This window comes from Pseudomonas sp. GG8 (assembly GCF_052976945.1).
The window spans coordinates 3673177-3690912 of the sequence record NZ_JBRIIP010000001.1 but is presented as its reverse complement, the minus strand read 5'-3'; the positions used below and the strand labels follow the sequence as shown (position 1 = coordinate 3690912).

The 17736-nt window shown below is 58.1% G+C and carries 15 protein-coding genes and 2 pseudogenes; 6 read left to right on the top strand and 11 right to left on the bottom strand.

All coding sequences use genetic code 11. The annotated features are described in order from the left end of the window. The first annotated feature begins 107 nt into the window (after positions 1-107). Both ACVBEG_RS17890 and ACVBEG_RS17885 read left to right on the top strand, forming a co-directional pair. The gene (locus ACVBEG_RS17890; protein ID WP_322178291.1) at positions 108-1775 is read left to right on the top strand and encodes an MFS transporter; all 1668 of its coding nucleotides are present in this window, start codon (positions 108-110) and stop codon (positions 1773-1775) included. After that, positions 1772-2968 (top strand): HlyD family secretion protein, encoded by a 1197-nt coding sequence (locus tag ACVBEG_RS17885; protein WP_447108158.1) that lies wholly within the window; start codon positions 1772-1774, stop codon positions 2966-2968. The genes ACVBEG_RS17890 and ACVBEG_RS17885 overlap by 4 nt, the downstream gene beginning before the upstream one ends. A gap of 45 nt (positions 2969-3013) precedes the next feature. On the opposite strand, the gene ACVBEG_RS17880 is transcribed toward ACVBEG_RS17885, so the two are convergent. The 3 genes and pseudogenes from ACVBEG_RS17880 to ACVBEG_RS17870 all read right to left on the bottom strand — a co-directional run. Further along, positions 3014-4033, bottom strand: a complete 1020-nt coding sequence (locus tag ACVBEG_RS17880; protein ID WP_322178293.1) for a transporter — start codon at positions 4031-4033, stop codon at positions 3014-3016. A gap of 101 nt (positions 4034-4134) precedes the next feature. After that, on the bottom strand, positions 4135-4839 hold the full coding sequence (locus ACVBEG_RS17875) for a methyl-accepting chemotaxis protein (protein ID WP_407074577.1): 705 nt from the start codon (positions 4837-4839) through the stop codon (positions 4135-4137). Positions 4840-5067: 228 nt separating this feature from the next. Continuing rightward, positions 5068-5178, bottom strand: a pseudogene (locus ACVBEG_RS17870) (hypothetical protein); the annotation flags it as partial. A gap of 1341 nt (positions 5179-6519) precedes the next feature. Here ACVBEG_RS17870 and ACVBEG_RS17865 point away from each other — a divergent pair. The 3 genes and pseudogenes from ACVBEG_RS17865 to ACVBEG_RS17855 all read left to right on the top strand — a co-directional run bounded on the left by ACVBEG_RS17865 (position 6520) and on the right by ACVBEG_RS17855 (position 8236). Further along, positions 6520-7608, top strand: coding sequence for a hypothetical protein (locus ACVBEG_RS17865; RefSeq protein ID WP_447108157.1), 1089 nt, complete (start codon positions 6520-6522; stop codon positions 7606-7608). A 49-nt stretch (positions 7609-7657) separates the two neighbouring features. Next, positions 7658-7929 (top strand): annotated as a pseudogene (locus ACVBEG_RS17860) (hypothetical protein); the annotation flags it as partial. A gap of 22 nt (positions 7930-7951) precedes the next feature. Further along, positions 7952-8236 (top strand): hypothetical protein, encoded by a 285-nt coding sequence (locus ACVBEG_RS17855; RefSeq protein ID WP_447108156.1) that lies wholly within the window; start codon positions 7952-7954, stop codon positions 8234-8236. Between the two features lie 103 nt (positions 8237-8339). On the opposite strand, the gene ACVBEG_RS17850 is transcribed toward ACVBEG_RS17855, so the two are convergent. From ACVBEG_RS17850 to ACVBEG_RS17825, 6 genes are all read right to left on the bottom strand, one after another. Continuing rightward, positions 8340-9161 carry an aldo/keto reductase gene (locus ACVBEG_RS17850; RefSeq protein WP_322217171.1) on the bottom strand — a complete coding sequence of 274 codons (822 nt, stop codon included), beginning with the start codon at positions 9159-9161 and terminating at the stop codon, positions 8340-8342. An 89-nt stretch (positions 9162-9250) separates the two neighbouring features. Next, positions 9251-10690 (bottom strand): efflux transporter outer membrane subunit, encoded by a 1440-nt coding sequence (locus tag ACVBEG_RS17845; RefSeq protein WP_322178298.1) that lies wholly within the window; start codon positions 10688-10690, stop codon positions 9251-9253. After that, on the bottom strand, positions 10687-11577 hold the full coding sequence (locus tag ACVBEG_RS17840) for an efflux RND transporter periplasmic adaptor subunit (protein WP_322178299.1): 891 nt from the start codon (positions 11575-11577) through the stop codon (positions 10687-10689). The genes ACVBEG_RS17845 and ACVBEG_RS17840 overlap by 4 nt, the downstream gene beginning before the upstream one ends. Further along, positions 11574-11783: a DUF1656 domain-containing protein gene (locus tag ACVBEG_RS17835; RefSeq protein ID WP_219061446.1), complete on the bottom strand. Its 210-nt coding sequence runs from the start codon at positions 11781-11783 to the stop codon at positions 11574-11576. Before ACVBEG_RS17835 ends, ACVBEG_RS17840 begins: the two co-directional genes overlap by 4 nt. Next, positions 11780-13864: an FUSC family protein gene (locus ACVBEG_RS17830; RefSeq protein ID WP_322178300.1), complete on the bottom strand. Its 2085-nt coding sequence runs from the start codon at positions 13862-13864 to the stop codon at positions 11780-11782. Before ACVBEG_RS17830 ends, ACVBEG_RS17835 begins: the two co-directional genes overlap by 4 nt. After that, positions 13861-14313, bottom strand: a complete 453-nt coding sequence (locus ACVBEG_RS17825; protein ID WP_322178301.1) for a MarR family winged helix-turn-helix transcriptional regulator — start codon at positions 14311-14313, stop codon at positions 13861-13863. The genes ACVBEG_RS17830 and ACVBEG_RS17825 overlap by 4 nt, the downstream gene beginning before the upstream one ends. A gap of 554 nt (positions 14314-14867) precedes the next feature. Here ACVBEG_RS17825 and ACVBEG_RS17820 point away from each other — a divergent pair. Next, the gene (locus ACVBEG_RS17820; RefSeq protein ID WP_322178302.1) at positions 14868-15536 is read left to right on the top strand and encodes a polysaccharide lyase family 7 protein; all 669 of its coding nucleotides are present in this window, start codon (positions 14868-14870) and stop codon (positions 15534-15536) included. Positions 15537-15542: 6 nt separating this feature from the next. Here the strand turns inward: ACVBEG_RS17820 and ACVBEG_RS17815 are convergent, their stop codons facing one another. Then, complete coding sequence (locus ACVBEG_RS17815) at positions 15543-16946, bottom strand: heavy metal sensor histidine kinase (RefSeq protein ID WP_330200827.1); 1404 nt, start codon at positions 16944-16946, stop codon at positions 15543-15545. Then, entirely contained in the window at positions 16919-17614 is a 696-nt protein-coding gene (locus ACVBEG_RS17810; RefSeq protein ID WP_322178304.1) for a heavy metal response regulator transcription factor, read from the bottom strand. The genes ACVBEG_RS17815 and ACVBEG_RS17810 overlap by 28 nt, the downstream gene beginning before the upstream one ends. Between the last annotated feature and the right edge of the window lie 122 nt (positions 17615-17736).

Genomic DNA, 17736 nt, shown 5'->3' with positions numbered 1-17736 from the left:
GCAAGAACTCCTGTCCTACGGTTTACTACGCCTTGACCGCGCGCTTTACTGATCTGGACTCGCTCGGTTCATGAACATTTGAGGAGATACTCCATCAGGTCCACTCGATGAACGAGTACACCCCTCGCCATTGGGCGCCCCACGAGCGCCCGGTACTGCCTGGCTCCCCGTCCACGCCGTTGCACTCGACGGGCAAACGTTGGGCGTTTGCAATCGTCGGTGTGATCGTTGCGTTGACCGGCGGTCTGGGTAATGCACTGGTGGTTGCCAATCTACCGTACCTGCAAGGCGCTCTGGGTGCGACGACTGCGGAAATTGCCTGGCTGCCCGCCGCGTATGTCATGACCAACGTGTCGATGAACCTGCTGTTGGTGAAGTTTCGCCAGCAGTTTGGCTTGCGTGCATTCACTGAAGTATTTTTGGTGTTGTATGCGCTGGTGACGTTCGCGCACCTGTTCGTCAACGACCTGGGGTCGGCGGTGGCCGTGCGTGCGGCCCACGGTATGGTCGGCGCGGCACTCAGTTCGTTGGGGCTGTACTACATGATCCAGGCCTTCCCGCAGAAATGGCGAATGAAGGCGCTGGTCCTTGGCCTGGGCACTTCGCAGCTGGCGATTCCTCTGGCGCGACTGGTGTCCGAAGACCTGTTGCAAATCGCCGAATGGCGCGGCCTTTATCTCTTTGAACTGGGCATGGCGTTGCTCTCGCTGGGCTGCGTGCTCCTGCTGAAACTGCCCCCGGGCGACCGGTTCAAGGCGTTTGAAACACTCGACTTTCTCACCTTCGGCCTGCTCGCCAGCGGCTTTGCCTTATTGTGCGCCGTGCTGTCGTTGGGACGGATTGACTGGTGGCTTGAGGCGCCATGGATCGGTATCGCCTCGGCTGCATCGATCGCCCTGGTCTTTGCTGGCTTGGCGATCGAACATAACCGCACCAACCCCTTGCTGATCACTCGCTGGCTGGGCAGCGGCCGAATCCTTCGTCTGGGTTTGGCCGTGATGTTGATTCGTATCGTGTTGTCGGAACAGTCCATCGGCGCGGTGGGCTTTTTGCAAGTGTTGAACATGAGCAGCCAGCAGATGCACAGCCTGTATCTGGTGATGTTGCTGGGCAGCGTGGTGGGGCTGGCGGCCAGTGCGCTGACCATCGATCCGCAGCACCTGTTCAAACCGGTGATCATTTCGCTGGCGACAATGGCCGTGGGTGCCTGGATGGACAGCAGCTCGACCAATCTGACCCGGCCCGAGAACATGTACCTGAGCCAGTTTCTGCTGGCCTTCGGGGGTACCTTTTTCCTCGGTCCGACCCTGGTACAGGGGATGAGCGGGGTGATTGGCAACCCGCGTAATCTGGTGAGCTTTTCGGTGTTGTTCGGTATCACCCAAAGCCTTGGCGGGCTGATCGGGTCGGCGGCGTTGGGCACGCTGCAGGTTGTGCGCGAGAAATTTCACTCCAGTCACATCGTCGAACACCTGACGTTGATCAATGCCCAGGTGCAATCGAGCCTGCAAATCGCCAGTGGCAGTTATGCCTCCGCCATTGCCGACCCGTCGCTGCGTACCAACCAGGGGATTCGCACCCTTGCAGCGGCGGCGACCCGAGAGGCAAATGTTCTCGCCTACAACGATGTATTCATGATGATCGCGCTGATCGCGGTGCTGACCCTTATCTGGATTTTCCTGCGCAGTCTCTGGCTGAAGATGACCACCGAAAAAATTGCTCCTGCCCCGACAACGACGTCCTCCGACCCCTCCAGTGGCGCTGAACTTTCATGACTGAGCCCAATACTCCGGCAAACGCCACACCAGCGGCCTCTTCAGGCCCACCGCCGGCGCCCGTCACGGAACCGCCGAGTACTCAGCCGCGTCCGTTGCGGGTACGGATTTTCTCTTCATTGATATTTGGCTCGATTGCGCTCATCGGCATATTGATCGTGCTTTACGCCTGGCAACTACCGCCGTTCAGCAGTGCCATCGAGAGTACGGAAAACGCGTTGGTCAGGGGGCAGGTGACGATCATCGGGCCTCAGCTCAGCGGGTATGTGTATGAGGTGCCCGTGCAGGACTTCCAGTTCGTCAAGGCTGGCGATGTGTTGGTGCGTCTCGATGATCGGATCTACAAGCAGCACCTGGATCAGGCGCTGGCCCAACTGGCGGTGCAGAAAGCGGCGCGGGCCAACAACCTGCAGCAGCGTCGCAGTGCCGAAGCGACCATCCTCCTGCGACAGGCCGCTCTGGCCAACACTATTGCCCAGGGCCGCAAGACCGCCGCTGATTTGCGCCGTAACGAGGATTTGGTCGCCGATGGCTCAGTGTCCAGGCGCGACCTGGACCTGAGCCGCGCAGACAATGCCCAAGCTGTCGCCGCCGTCGCCGAGGCGCAAGCTTCGCTGGAGATTTCCCGCCAGGATCTGCAAACCGTGATCGTCAATCGTGGCTCGCTGGAAGCGTCGGTGGCCAATGCCGAGGCCGCCATCGAACTGGCGCGTATCGACCTGTCCAACACGCGGGTTACAGCCCCGCGTGATGGTCAGTTGGGGCAGATCGGCGTGCGGTTGGGCGCTTACGTCAATTCGGGGGCGCAACTGATGGCGCTGGTGCCGGATCGGCTGTGGATCATCGCCAATATGAAAGAAACCCAGATGGCCAACGTACGTCTCGGTCAGCCGGTAACCTTCAGCGTCGACGCCCTCGACCATCAGAAGATGCAGGGCAGGGTACAGCGAATCTCGCCCGCCGCTGGCTCGGAGTTCAGCCTGCTACCCGCGGACAATGCCACGGGGAACTTCGTCAAGATTGCCCAGCGGATACCGGTGCGGATCGTCGTTGACCCCGATCAACCCCAGGCCAAACGCTTGCGACCGGGGATGTCAGTGGTGGTGAGCATCGACACCCGCCAGAGCGGCGAAGTACCGCCTGATCAGGTTGATGACGATTCAGCCCCGGAACGAGCCGATCAACGCCGCTGAGTGAACGGCTCTTGGCGCGAGCCGTGCGCTGAATGCTTGCGCGCTTCAGTAGTCGTCGCGTTTGCGAAAGGCCCAGCGACCCGCGAGCAGGGTGAACGTCGCGACCAACGCCACCAGTACCCAAAAGCCTTCGGGGTCAGTGGCCAGTGGAATGCCGCCGACGTTCATCCCGAAGAAGCCGGCGATGATATTGATCGGCAGCGCCAGCACGGTGACCACGGTCAAGGTGAACAGGGTGCGGCTGCTCTGCTCGTTGAGCTTGGCGGCGATTTCTTCCTGCAGCAGCTTGATCCTCTCGCCCAGCGCGGTGAGATCGCTGATCACCAGTGCGGATTCATCGGTGGATTTACGCAGCTCTTGCACGTCTTCTTTCTGGAACCAGGCCGGTGGGCGGTTGAGCAGGCGCAACAGGGACCGGGGTTCCAGGGCCAATAGCCGATGCAGGCGCACCAGCACCCGGCGCATTGCACCCAGGTCTGCGCGGTTATCGCTCAGGCGTGAAGACAACAGTTGGTCTTCGATTTGATCGACGCTGACCGTGGTTTTCCTCACAATCTGTTCGAGGACTTCGCCTTGATCGCGCAGCAAATGCACGAGAAGCTCCAGCGGCGAGCGGAAAAACTCCCCGCGTTTTACCGAGTGACGCAGCCTGTCTACCGAATGCAGAGGCTGCAAGCGGACGCTGATCATCATGTGGCTGCGGGTGCAGACCCACAAGGTAGAGATGTCTGAAGACACCATGCCGAAGTTGAACACCACATCGTTGACCACTGCCAGTAGCGACGAGTCGATGTGTTCGATGCGTGTCGAGCGCGACCCTTCATGCAGGGCTTCGAAAAACTCTTCCGGTAGCTCCAGATGCGATTTCATCCAGCGTTGGCAGCCTGCATGGGCCAGGTTCAGGTGCAGCCAGATGAATTCTTCGGGGTCGCCCGGAGTGTGCAGGCACTCCAGGGCGGCGGCCGAATCGATTTCCCGGCCCCGCTCACCGGGGAGGAAACGAAACCCATAGATCAAGCCGAACAAGTCTGAATCCTGATGATCGTGCACGATGCTGTTGTTCATGGATGCTCGCTGACCTGAATACGCCTGTCAGGGACGCAGGATTGCTAAAACCGCATCATGGCAATCTGTTTTGACAGTTTTGTTACAGTTCAATCGGTGTCTCAGGCACTCAGCCGTGCTGTCACCTCATTCAACTGACCCGACACGCTGTGCAGGTTACGGCTGGCCGTTTCGGTGCGTTTTACATTGTCCTGATTGGCGCTGGCGATTTGGGTAATCTCTACCAGATTGCGCGAGATATCTTCGGCGACCGAGGTTTGCTCTTCGGCCGCCGTGGCGATCTGTCGGTTCATGTCGCGGATCGCCTCGACCGCTTCGGTGATGCGATGCAGCATATGGCCTGCTTCGGTGACCTGCTCGACGCTTTCTTCGCTGCGAGACTGGCCACCCTCAATCGCTTTCACTGCGTCGAGGGCGCCAGTCTGTACGGTGTGGATGATTTGATTGATTTCGGCAGTTGAGGCAGCGGTGCGCTGTGCCAGGCTGCGGACTTCATCGGCGACAACGGCAAACCCGCGTCCTGCATCGCCGGCGCGCGCCGCTTCAATGGCCGCGTTCAGGGCTAACAGGTTGGTCTGCTCGGCGATACCGCGAATGACTTCGAGTACTTTACCAATTCTTCCGCTGTCGGTTTCCAACTGACGGATGACCGAGGCTGTATTGGATATCTCGCCACGCATGTGAGTAATCGCGGCAATGGTTGTCTGCATGACCTGTTCGCCTTGCTGGGCGCTGTGGTCGGCGGCGTCTGCCGCAGTGGCGGCCTGCTCTGCGTGTCGAGCCACTTCTTGCGCGGTGGCGGACATTTCGTTCATGGCCGTGGCGACCTGATCGGTGCGCTCGAACTGCTCGTTGGTGCCCTGAGCGATCAGTTGTGCAATCGCATTCAACTCACTGCTGGCGCTATCCAGGTCCGTAGCGCTGACCTTCAAACGGTTGAAGGTCTCTGCCAGAAAGTCTCGAAGCGTGTTGGCGGCCACGGCCAGACGGCCTAGCTCATCCTGACGCTCGGTGCTGACGCGGTCACCGAATTTACCTTGGCTGAGCTGGGCGACGTATTCGATCAATCGTCGAACTGGATCGATCAGATTGCGATTGACCAGCCACAGGCTCAGCAGTCCGATCAACAGCCCGGACACCAGCATCACCGCAATACCCAGGAGAATTGTTTGGTTTGCGTCTGCGCTGATGTGCTCGGATTGTTGGCTGCCCTGCTCGCGTAATTGGGCGACCAGCTCACTCATTTGTTCACTGGCGGGCCGATCCATGCCTTTGACTGCCGTATCACCTACAACAGGGTCGCCGTTAGAGGCTATAAATGCATCGCGGCCTTTCTGGTACGCGGTGCCCAGCACTTGATGGGCTTCGCGCAGTTTCTCGATCCGGGTTTTCAACTCGGGGGGCGTCTGGTTGGCGAGGCGCCCAAGGATGTCTTGCACCTCACGTTGGCGCTCCTCGAATTGTCCCCAGTATTTATTCAGCTCTGCCGGTTCCTTACCACGCAGCAGGACGTTCTTCCATTCCTGTACCTGAATTTTGAATTGGAGGTTGGCCTCATCGATCAGTTGGGATGTGTGCAACGGCCCGTCGATCAGGCCTTTGTAGTTCTGCACGCTATTGGAGAGGAAATGAAAACAGGCCAGCGCGATCAGCAGGATCGCCAACAGGCTGCCACCGAGCAACGCCAGAATCTGGGCTCTCAGCGATTTTTGCAAGAACATGGGGGGTCTCTCATGGCCAAGAAGAAGGCATTCCACGTGGGAACGGGTGCGGCAAAGACATCCCTGTTCTTCAAGGCCGGGATTGCCCCGAACTTGAAGGTCGTACCTAGAGGTCGGCGGACGCCGGGGTTTCTTGAGTAATGCGGTTTTTCGTTCGGATGAACAGTACGCTGCGGCCAATCTCTTTCCGCCCCCGGTACGACTTTTCAAGAAAATTCGCAGCGGCAATAACTATCCTGAACCTCGCACGCCCTCCAGACCGCCAACGGAAGGCCATATTTTTCCTTCTTGTGGCGAATAAAATCTTCGTTTAAGCGATTGATCAGCGCGGCGTGTTTACCCTGCTAGGGAAGGTCTGAAGTAGGCCCTTCTTTTTGCCGGAAAATCGTGCGTCAAGCGCTCAGAAATAAAGTAATTCACTGAAATATCGGAAATACCGGCTTTTTTAGATGAACCATATTTGGAAACCTTTTTCAGAGTTTCCCTAACTCAAGCTTCCACCGGACGGGTCGCTGGCCGCGGTAGATCAGATCACGGAATTCGGAATGCTCGAAAGCATTCATAAATATGACTATAAAAAGATAAGAAAGTATTCGAAAAGAGAATAGATCACTGTCATATATGACAGTAGACGGAAAAAACCTTATTGGAGAAACTGTACGTGAGCAACGGGCAGCATGATGACGACCATGCGCTCAATCACTGGGGCTAATGCAAATATCATTGCGACTGCCCGCTGTTATTGAATAATAGGAGCAATACATCATGAGTGAAGAAGTCTGCGCGATAGTTATTGATATTGGCAGTAGCACGATGAAGGTAGGTTTCGCCGGTGACGCCAGTCCAGCGGTATTTCCCACCGTAGTAGGCAGGCCAGAATCGGCTGATGCAAACCAAAAGGCAGTGTACGTGGGTGAGGAAGCGCTAGCTAAAAAAGATACATTGAAACTTAGCTGGCCGGTAAAGTATGGCTTCATCACTGACTGGGACGATTTCGAGCTCATTCTACACCATGTATTTGACAACGTATTAAAAGTGAAACCTGCCGAGCATGACATACTCTTGACGGAGCCGCCGCTTAACCCACGTAGTAGCCGGGAGAAAATGGTTAAAATATTATTTGAGGTATTTAATTGCCGCGCTTGTTATGTCTCGATTCAAGCGGTTTTGGCTCTGTATGCCTCAGGACGTACAACGGGGATAGTTTTGGAGGTGGGCGATAGCGTTACTCATGCTGTTCCGATTTACGAAGGCTATGCTTTACCTCACGCAGTCTTGCGGACGGACATTGGAGGGCGAAACCTGACGGCCTACCTGGTTAAAATACTGTCAGAACGCAGCTACTCTTTTGCCACAACGGCAGAGTCTTCAATTGTTCAGGAGATCAAAGAAAAGCTGTGTTACGTCGCAATGGATTTTGAGGCTGAAATGGAAGGCGCAGCGACCTCCAGCAGTCTTCAGGAATCGTATGAACTGGCAGATGGCCAAGAAATCACTGTGGGTGACGAACGTTTCCGGTGCCCGGAGGTGTTGTTTAAACCTTCACTGACTGGATTCAAATTCGCAGGAATTCATGAGGTGGTTTATAACAGCATCATGAAGTGCGATGTTGATATTCGAAAAGATCTTTATAGCAATATCATTTTAACTGGCGGCTCTACAATGTTTTCGGGCATGGCTGAAAGGCTGCAAAAGGAAATCGTCGCGCTAGCACCTGCCACCATGAAAATTAAGGTTGTTGCACCACCTGAACGTAAATACAGCGTTTGGATTGGTGGTTCTATACTCGCTTCGCTCAGCACCTTTCAAGCAATGTGGATTACCCGTAAAGACTATGATGGAGTGGGTCCTTAAATTGTGCATAGAAAGTGCTTTTAAGTTCGAGACCCCCCCTTTTAATTAGGAGCATCCGGCCAGGCTGCACTTCTACACCGACCCGGAATTGATCGGGGGTACCGAAACCCAGGCGTTTGTTAGCCATCATGACGAAATCATTCTGATTGCCGTCCGAGGAAGTTTCCCTACGGCTGGCTGCTGTTCGGTTTTGGGCTTGGACGTATGGGTGGCGAGCCTTATCGGCATCATGGGAAACAGCAGCATTTCATGCCGGTGACGTTCAGTGATGGCGAAAAGTCTTCCATTCTCTGGGACCTCGGTTGTGAATCCATTGAGGACACTGCGATATGCAAATACGCCCGTGAGCAGTAATGCACGTAGTTTCGATGAGGGCTCAAGTCATACAACAACCCGCCTTGCAGCAGAAAGAAGTCGCCTCAATACGACCATTGGCCGCTTGGGGAAATTGAACGCCACCAAACTAAAACCGGCCGATGTTTATGGCAATGCTGCGCAGTCGCCAGCGTTTGAGGCGAGCCTCAAGCGCTGGAGGGCTCATAAAGAGAATAACGTCAAAGTGCAACTGGCGATGATCCCTTCGCGGCCAGACAATACTGATATCGCGGGGGGGCTACCAAGAAGCTGATCGCGCCCAATGGCGTAGTGCTTCCTCCCGTGGTAATCCGCCGCACGCTGATGAGGCTGTTCGGCGGATAGTCGGGTGTGTCCGTGACCGCTTAAGCAGCGGCTCACACCATCGCCAGCACCCGCTTGCGAGTGGGCGCAGGCCAAGCGCTGTCGATGGCGTGCAGGTCTTCTGCGGTCAGGGTCAATTGTGCGGCAGCAGCGTTGAGGCGTATGTGCTCGGGCTTGACGGCTTTGGGAATCGCGATGACGCCTTTATTGCGCAGCACCCAGGCCAGGCAGATCTGCGCGGGGGTGGCGTCATGCCGGGCAGCGATGTCTTGCAGCACCGGGTTTTTCAGCAGGTGCCCGGCCTGAGCGATGGGGCAGTAGGCCATCAGCGGCATGAGGTGGATCTGCGCCCAGGGCAGTAGATCGAATTCGATGCCGCGTTGTTCGAGGTTGTAGAGCACCTGATTGGTCGCGCAGGCCGGGTTGGCCAAGTGCGCCATGTCGGTGACGTCGAAATTGGAGACGCCCCAGCCACCGATTTTGCCGGCTTCGCGCAGGCGTTCGAAGGCTTCGACGGTTTCTTCCAGTGGGTGTTGGCCGGGCCAGTGCAGCAGGTACAGGTTGATGTGTTCTGTGCCGAGGCGTCGCAAGCTTCGTTCACACGCCTCTACTATGCCGGTGCGGCTTGCGTTGTGTGGGTAAACCTTGCTCACCAGAAACACGCGGTCGCGCTGCCCGGCGATGGCCTCACCGACCACTTCCTCGGCACCGCCTTCTGCGTACATTTCAGCGGTATCGATCAGGGTCATGCCGTGTTCGATGCCCAAACGCAACGCGGCCACTTCATGTTTTCGTTGATGCGGATCTTCGCCCATGTGCCAGGTGCCCTGGCCGATGACGGGGACGGATGCGCCAGCCAATTCGAGGGTTTGCATGTAATCTCCTACAATCAGTGGGTGATATCTATTCTGGCAGCAGGATGACGAGCAGGTTCAAACCGGACCGGGAAAAGCGGTGATATCGGTCATTTATTCACCACCGCCGTACGGCCATTCTCCCAACCCCCACCTAAAGCCAAAAACAGATCGATCTGGCCCATGGCGACTTGGGTGTTAGCCGAAGCCAATTGGGCACGAACATCAGTATAGGTGCGTGTAGCCTGGAGGTCGGCAAGGAACGAGGCGCGGCCAGCCTGGAAGAAACGGTGAGTCTGATCGGCCGCTTGCCGGGCCGACTGTTCGGCGTCGGCCAGCGCCTCACGCCGCTCCAGCAAGGCGGTGTATTGCGCCAGACCGGTCTGGGCTTCGCGGATCGCGTTGAGCACCACGCCATCGAAATGCGCCAGTGCGGCTTGGGTCGAGGCTTCGGCTTCATGGATCCGCGCACGGGAGCCGTTCGATGGCACCGTCCAGCTCAGCAAGGGCCCAAAGCCCCAGCGATTAGTGGCCGGTTGGCCGAGGTTACTCAGAATACCAACGGTGCCAATGCTCGCGCCGATGCTGATGTCCGGGTACAGCGCGCCGGTGGCGACACCAATCTCTGCGGTGGCGGCTGCCAGTCGACGCTCGGCCTGACGAATATCAGGCCGGCGTTTGAGCAATGCGGCACCGTCGCCGACGGGCATGAGCTGCGCGATGTGGGGCAGTTCAGCGCATGTCGTCACGCCAGCAGGCAGTTGTGCCAGCGGTTTGGCCAGCAGCATCGACAAGCGGAACAGTCCGGCTTGACGGGCGGCGTTGTAGCGGGGCAATTCGGCGCGCAGGGATTTGAATTGGGTTTGTGAGCGGGTGACTTGGGTTTCATCCCCGCGCCCCGCGTCGCGCAGGCGCTGGGTCATGGTCAGGCTTTGCTGTTGCAGGTCCAGCGAATGCAGGGCGATGTTCTGCTCTTCATTGGCGGCGCAGACCTGGGTGTAGGCGCGTACTACGTCGGCCACCAGGGTGATGCGCGCGGTGTCCGCTGCGGCTTGGGTCGCATCGGCACTGGCTTGTGCGCCTTCGATGCCGCGCTGCAGGGTGCCGAACAGATCGAACTGGTAAGAGGTGCTGATGCCGATGTCGCCGACATTGGCCACGGGCACTTTATCGGCTAACAGAAAGGCTTCACCCGATTCCTGCAAGCGTTGTGCGCCCATTTTTACCCCGCTGTGGAATCCCCCCAAAGACTGGGCTTCCTCCACTTGCATTCGGGCCCGGGCCAGATTGGCGGCCGCTACCCGCAGGTCGGTGTTGGAGGCCATGGCCTGACGTACCAGCTCATCGAGCCGAGGGTCCTGATACAGTCGCCACCAATCTGCCGGTACCGGCGCTGACATCGCATTGGCACCCTGACCCGCGATTTTGCCCTGCAAATCCGGGCGGTTCAGTGCGGCATCCTTGGGCAGATGATAGTCCGGCCCCACCATCTGGCAGGCGGACAACAGCAAACCCAGGGCTACGGTCGCCAGACGTGCGCCTTGTTTCATTGCGCGGTCTCCCGAGGGTGAGCGTCCTCGATGATCGACACCGTCGCGGTACGCCCGGCGATCATGCGAAAGTCATCCGGCACGCTGTCGAAGGCGATTCGCACGGGAATCCGTTGTGCCAGCCGCACCCAGCTGAACGCCGGGTTGACGTTGGGTAGCAGGTTGGTGCCGCTGCTGCGATCACGGTCTTCGATAGCGGCGACGATGCTCTGCACATGACCGCGCAAGCGTGCGCTATCACCGATCACGCGGATATCCACAGCCTGGCCGATGTGGATACCAGACAGCTTGGTTTCTTCAAAGTAGCCGTCGATATGGAACGAGGTGCCGTCGACCACCGACAGAACGGCGCGGCCAGCGGTGACAAACTCCTGCGAACGCGGTGCGCGGTCGTTGAGGTAACCGTCCACCGGGCTGCGGATCACCGAGCGGTCCAGGTTCAGTTGTGCGGCATCGACCGCAACCTGTGACTCGCTCAAGGCCGACAATGCACGCGCTTCGCGAGACTGACTTTCTTCGAGTTGTTCCTGGGCAACCAGATTGCCCAGGCCCCGGTTGCGTTTGTTTTCACGACGGGCCTGTTCATAGGTTTCCTGGCGTTCGGCCGCCGTCGCCTTGGCCTGACGCAGGGCCAGACGAAAGCGGTCCTGGTCGATGGTGAACAGGACTTGGCCCTTGGTCACCACCTGGTTGTCGGTCACCTCGACCTTCTGAATCAGGCCGGAAACGTCTGGGGCAATCTGCACCACGTCGGCGCGAATACGACCGTCGCGGGTCCAGGGCGCAAACATGTAATACATCACCATGCGCCAGACCACGACAGTGGCGAAGGTCACGATAAGCAGGGTCAGGACCACTCGGCCCAATGTCAGTAAGGGTTTTTTCATTTCATCAGGTATCGACTGAGAGTATCCACAGCGCCGAGCAACACAGCGTATAGACCTACGTTGAACAATGCCCGGTGCCAGACCAGGCGATAGAAGTGGGCGCGTGTCAGCAGTGCGTGCACCACTAGATAAAGCAAATACGTGATGCCCATCAGTACCATCAGCGTGGGCACGATCACCCCGCTGATATCCAGATCACCGATCATAAAGGCGCTCCGTCGATGCCATAGGGCGGTTGTTCTTTGGCCTCACCGGTGGCCATTATTTCGACGCCAGGCAGCAGCGCCAGGCGCAGGCCACTCAACGCATGCAGCAGGTGAGTGCGGGTTGGATCGTCGTCCATCCATTGCGCGGTCAATGAGCGCCGTGCGCGGTCCATGGTCATCAACAGACCTTTGGGCGCGGGCAAGCGTTGGCGGGCGTTGAGGCAGGCCTGAAAATAAACGCCGACCTCATCGATCACCTGCTGTAGCAGCGCTTGGGGGACTGCGTGTACCCGATGGATATACGCCTGCAAATCCAGCAAGTTGAGGGCGACCTGCAGTTCGCGCAGGGCAACCCCGGTGTCCTGAGCGGTGATGGTCAGGCGCGGTAAATGCTGCATCAGGCGGTCGAGCATCTGCACGCCCATGCGCCGATGCTCGGCCAGTGTCGCCGGCTGGCTCAGGGTGACAATATCGTGCCAACTGAAGCGGGTCAGGCGCTTGGCGGCTAATTCAACGCCGAAGGGGCGTACCACCAGGGTCCAGACAAACGCGAATAACAGCCCCACTGGCCCCGCCAGGTTGGTGTTGACGAAGGCCAGGAAGTCGGCGTCGTAGGCGCCCTGAATGCTGATGAATGAGGACGTATTGACGATGGTCAGCAAGGTCCCCAAGTAGAAGCGGGGCTGCACGGTCAAGGTGCCGATGACGATGAAGGGGATGGCGAAGGCCAGCACCAGCATCGGGAAGTCATGCAGGTTGGGCAGCACCAGGAACAGATAGAGACTGGCGAACAGCACCGACATTGCGGTCCAGAAAAAGAAGCGATAGATCTGCGGTGCGGGGTCGTCCATGGCGGCGAAGAAGCTGCACGCCACCGCAGCCAGAATCACCGCGCTGCCGCCATCGGTCCAGCCCAACAGAATCCACAACACTGACGCGACGATGATTGCGGTGACGCTGGAAAACACCGAATACAGCATCAAGCCGCGATCAAAAAACGGCGTCAGCCGGCCCAGCCGCCAGTGCCGATAGACCGCGCGCCACGAGGACTGGTCGTCAGTGCGCAACGCATGTTGCAGGCTGCGACAGTCCTGCCACAGATCGATCCATTCGCCGAGTCGGTAGAGGGCGTTGGACAGTAGCAACTGATGCCGATCATCCAGCTGCGTCGAGCTGGGTTGCAAGCGCTCCAGATGATCGCGTAGCGCTTGCCAATGTTCGACCGGCGCGCCCTCACGGGTGCTATGCAACCAGGCGCAGGTCTCTGCCAGCAGCGGCGCGAGGCGTTCGGCCTGTTCGGGTGTGCGTTTTTCCAGTGCCAAAAGGGCGTCGTTCAATGCATCGACAACCGGCAACAGGTGAATCATCCGTCCACGCAATTCTTTACTGTTGCGCATTGTCTGAGGGCGCGCACCTTCGTGAGGTAACTGACCGATCATCAGTTCCAGCGTATTGAAAGTAGCAACCATCGAGGTGCGAAGGCGGCCGATGTCTTCCGGGGCCAGGGTGCGCGCCAAAAATAGCTCACTGTAAGCGCTGGCGTCGGCAAACCAGTTGTCAGCCGCCCCCAGCATCACGGGCGCCAGCCGGCGCGGCCAGAACATGCCGCCCACCACGGCGGCACAGACGATCCCGAGGACAATCTCCTCAGTGCGTGACACCGCAATGTCGAACACTGTCAGCGGGTTATCCACAACCGGAAAGGCAATCAGCGGCAGGGTGTAGCCCGCGAGCATCAGCGCGTAACTGTTGGCCGTGCGCAGGTGCAGCGAGAGGAACAGCAAGGTCCCGGTCCAGAGAGCGATCACGATGGCCAGCAAGAACGGGGTCTGCACGAACAATGGCACGAAAAAAACGGCCGCCGCCGCGCCGACAAAGGTCCCCAGCGCCCTGTAGAGCGCCTTGGAACTGGTCGGGCCAACAAAGGGACTGGAAACGATATAGACCGTGGCCATGGCCCAATAAGGCCGAGGCATTTCCATGATCAATGCGATATACAACGCGATCATTGAGGCGGCGAAGGTACGCACGCCATAGAACCAGTCACGTGCCGGCGGTACCCCGGTAAAAAAACCGCTCAAGATGCCCATACCGTGCTGTGATGGCCGGCATCTTCAAATGCCTTCAGCACCCGCAGGGTGGCTTCGAGATCCGCGACGTCGACATTTTTGAGCACGTCCCTGCGCAGACGAATCAACTCATTTTCAATCGACAACGCCAGCGCGCGGCCATTCTCGGTCAGGCTCAAGGATTTGGCGCGGCGGTCTGTGGGATCTTCGGTGCGACAGACCACGTCAGCTGCACATAATTGATCAAGCAAACGCACTAGCGATGGACTTTCCATCCCGGCGGCCTGGGCCACTGTCACTTGGCGCACGCCGTCGCCCAAGCGCAGAATCATCAACAAAGGCATCGCGCACGCTTCGGAGATGCCGTAGTCGACGAGCGTCGTGTGACAGATGCGCCGCCAGTGACGGGACGCTGCCACGATGCCGCGGCTGATGCTCATTTGGAGAATATCGAGAGTCATGGCGTTGCCAGTGATAATAGTTTGAAATCACATTATTAGCTTGCTAACTATAAATAGTTTGTAACACTGTTGCAGCGCCGTCAACCGTCATCTTGCTTGTCCAGGCAATCACACATGGCTGAAGTCCGTGAGTGCCCATCTCCATGACTCTGTGACCATTCCCTTCCACACGCAAGATGCCCGATGCAGAGCTTTTCACTGGCAAAAAAAGCAGTGGAGTTTGAATAGATGACTACCGTTTGTCGGTAATAAAAAACGGTATTGGGCGCCTTTATCGCGCTTTTATTCAAAAAAATGACGCAAGGTTTCGGACCTGGCGCCTTTGTTAATGCAGTCTGTGGTGAACCTTTTATTCATCCTGATGTCGTCATCAAATGATGCCGTAATAGTGGCCTTACAGCGGATCGCCTGTTTTTTGACGTCATTAGGTCGGCGATTGAATTTCAACAATCATCGATTCAGCCGATAGCAAGGACAACACCGCTGGGTGGTTGCACACCACCTTTAACGATCCGTCCTTGCTGGTGCGCAAGCCGCACCCCTTCGAGTCTTGAATGATCGATCTCGCTACCTGGAACCTCTCCGTCCCTGTCGGTCCTCCCGCCGTCACCATTGATACGCCAACACTGGTGGGTGGTTATCAGGATGGTTACTTCCGCTCGGGGGACACCTTGTTCTTTTGGGTGCCGGTAACCGGCTCCAGAACTGAAAATGCGATATATCCCCGGACCGAACTGCGCGAGACCAAGGCCGATGGCAGCGTCAGCAACTGGAAATTTCCCCAGGCAGACAACGTCCTGCGTGCCGCGCTGTTGGTCAGTCAGGTACCCTCGACGGGCAAAATCGTGATTGGTCAGATTCATTGTTACCAAAGCGCGGAGCCGTTGCTCAAGCTCGAATACCAGTACAAGGAAAAGCTCAAGACCGGCAACATCGTTGTCAAGTTTCGACGCGCACCCGGCGTGGAGCCTGAGGTCATCATCATTGCCGAACAGGTGCCGATGAATCAGCGCTTCACCTACACCATTCACCTGACGCCCAACGGCAACCTGACCGTCAACGCATTCGACCATGTCTGGACCGCAGCTCTGGATTCATCCTGGAGCACCCGGCTTTTGTACTTCAAGGCAGGCGTCTACGTTCAGGACAATACGGGCTACACCACTGAAGGCGGGGCGGCGACGTTCTACAAGCTGACAATTACCCATGACAAGAAGGCTTGAGTGGGGTCAAGCCGGAAAGACCAGGGTAAACCGAATCGGTGCGGCAACCGGTTGCGCGACGGTGACGCGTCCGCCATGCAGATGCATGATCGCGGCGACAATGGCCAACCCCAGACCATTGGAGTCGGAGCGTTGATGGCGTGAAGCGTCGCCGCGGTAGAAACGGTCGAACAACCGGGTCAAGGCCGCAGGCGCCAGCACCGGACCCTGATTCTCCACCTGGATCAGCCATTCGCTATCGCGCCTGTCGACGCGCACCAGAATCTCGCTGTCCGCATCGGCGTAGCGAATGGCATTGGCCACCAGATTGCTCAACGCCCGCCGCAGAAGGATCGGGTCGGCGTTCAAGGTCCCGCCGCCAGAAGTCTGGATGCGCAATTGACGCTCTTCTGCCAACCCTTCGAAATAACCGGCGACGCGCTGCAGTTCGTCTTCCAGATTCAGTGGCTGACGTTCGAGCACGGCTTGTGCGTCATCAGCCCGGGCGAGGAACAGGATGCTCTCGACCAGTCGGGAAATCCGCTCCAACTCCTCAAGATTCGAGGCCAGCAACGCTTGGTATTCATCCACGCTGCGGGTCTGGCGCAACGCAACCTGACAATGCCCCATCAGTGAGCCGACAGGTGTGCGAATCTCATGGGCCAGGTCTGCGGAAAACTGCATCAGCCGCTGATAACCGTCGGCCAGGCGATCAAGCATGGCGTTGAAAGCGTCGCTGAGTTGATGCAGCTCCACGGGTGTGTCGTGGCTGTCCAGGCGGCTACCTCTGTGGCTGTCGAGCGTCGCCGGGGTGATGTCTGCCGCGTGTGCCGCCATTCGCCGCAACGGGCGTAAACCACGGCGTAACAACAGATAACCGAGCAGCGCGGCGATGACGAAAGCCAGGGTCATGGCCACGTAGATGCGCTGTCTGAAACTGGCGAGCATGGCCATTTCCTTGACCATTACATGCGCGGCCAGCAGGTGCACCTCGGTGTTGCCCGACAGCGCCTGCACGGATGCGGCGCGCAAGGGCACGCCTTCCAGGCTCATCCCACTGCGCAGGTCGGTGTCGTTGAGGGCTTGATCCTGGCCGACCACCGGTACCTGTGGCAGCGGCGCGTGCGACGGATTGACCGAAATCACCGGGGGCTTGCCCGGTTCACCGATGATGAAAATGTCTTCTTCGCTGTCGAGCATGTTTTCGAACAGTTGCGGACTGCTCTCAAGTTTGTCGAGGGTCAGGTCGTAGCGCAGCAGTTTGCGAAAATGATCGAGCCGGGCCAGCACGGCATGGTCGCTGCGCTGCATCACGGTCCGTTCTATCGATACGTAAAGATACAGGCCGGCGCCAGCCACGGTGAGCATCGCCACCAGGGCGAATGCGAGTGTGGTGCGCAGGGTCAGGGATGGCGGGCGTCGGGACCGCATGGCCGCACCTCGCAGACGTAACCGATGCCGCGCACGGTATGGATGAGTTTGACCGGGTAGGGCAGGTCGATCTTGCTGCGCAGACGTTTGATCGCGACATCGACCACATTGGTGTCGCTGTCGAAGTTCATGTCCCAGACCTCCGAGGCGATCTGTGCCCTGGACAGTACATCGCCTTCGCGGCGCAGCAGCAGATGCAACAGCGCGAATTCCTTGTTGGTCAGGACGATCACCTGTTGCTGGCGGGTCACCCTGCGTCGCAGCAGGTCCAGCTCCAAGTCGGCGATATGAAAATGATCCGGCTCGCGGACCACGCCCCGACGCAGCACGGTGCGGATGCGCAGCAGCAACTCAGTGAAGGAAAACGGTTTTACCAGATAGTCGTCGGCGCCCAGCTCCAGGCCACGAATGCGATCCTGCAATTGATCGCGCGCAGTGAGGAACAGCACGGGCACATCCTGTTTGGCGCGCAGCACTTCGATAATCTGCCAGCCATCGATGCCTGGCAGCATCACATCGAGCACGATCAAGTCATAGCGCTGTTCGAGGGCCATGTGCAGGCCATCGGTGCCGTGTTGGGTCCAGTCGACTTTATAACCCGACTCGCCAAGGCCCTTTTTCAGGTACTCGCCGGTCTTGGTGTCGTCTTCGATGAGCAGGATGTGCACCGTTGGGTCTCCATGTTCTTCACACAGGCTGGAGCGTTTCCAACGAGGAGCGTTGGGCAGGGTTGGAGTTTAACCAAGTGCCATGAGGGTGTCGGTGACATTTTTGTCATGCGCGATCTACC

Excerpts from the sequence above, each read along its gene's own strand:
- ACVBEG_RS17890 (WP_322178291.1), top strand. The coding sequence starts at position 108 with ATGAACGAGTACACCCCTCGCCATTGGGCGCCCCACGAGCGCCCGGTA.
- ACVBEG_RS17885 (WP_447108158.1), top strand. The coding sequence starts at position 1,772 with ATGACTGAGCCCAATACTCCGGCAAACGCCACACCAGCGGCCTCTTCA.
- ACVBEG_RS17880 (WP_322178293.1), bottom strand. The coding sequence starts at position 4,033 with ATGAACAACAGCATCGTGCACGATCATCAGGATTCAGACTTGTTCGGC.
- ACVBEG_RS17875 (WP_407074577.1), bottom strand. The coding sequence starts at position 4,839 with ATGTCCGCCACCGCGCAAGAAGTGGCTCGACACGCAGAGCAGGCCGCC.
- ACVBEG_RS17865 (WP_447108157.1), top strand. The coding sequence starts at position 6,520 with ATGAGTGAAGAAGTCTGCGCGATAGTTATTGATATTGGCAGTAGCACG.
- ACVBEG_RS17850 (WP_322217171.1), bottom strand. The coding sequence starts at position 9,161 with ATGCAAACCCTCGAATTGGCTGGCGCATCCGTCCCCGTCATCGGCCAG.
- ACVBEG_RS17845 (WP_322178298.1), bottom strand. The coding sequence starts at position 10,690 with ATGAAACAAGGCGCACGTCTGGCGACCGTAGCCCTGGGTTTGCTGTTG.
- ACVBEG_RS17840 (WP_322178299.1), bottom strand. The coding sequence starts at position 11,577 with ATGAAAAAACCCTTACTGACATTGGGCCGAGTGGTCCTGACCCTGCTT.
- ACVBEG_RS17835 (WP_219061446.1), bottom strand. The coding sequence starts at position 11,783 with ATGATCGGTGATCTGGATATCAGCGGGGTGATCGTGCCCACGCTGATG.
- ACVBEG_RS17825 (WP_322178301.1), bottom strand. The coding sequence starts at position 14,313 with ATGACTCTCGATATTCTCCAAATGAGCATCAGCCGCGGCATCGTGGCA.
- ACVBEG_RS17820 (WP_322178302.1), top strand. The coding sequence starts at position 14,868 with ATGATCGATCTCGCTACCTGGAACCTCTCCGTCCCTGTCGGTCCTCCC.
- ACVBEG_RS17815 (WP_330200827.1), bottom strand. The coding sequence starts at position 16,946 with ATGCGGTCCCGACGCCCGCCATCCCTGACCCTGCGCACCACACTCGCA.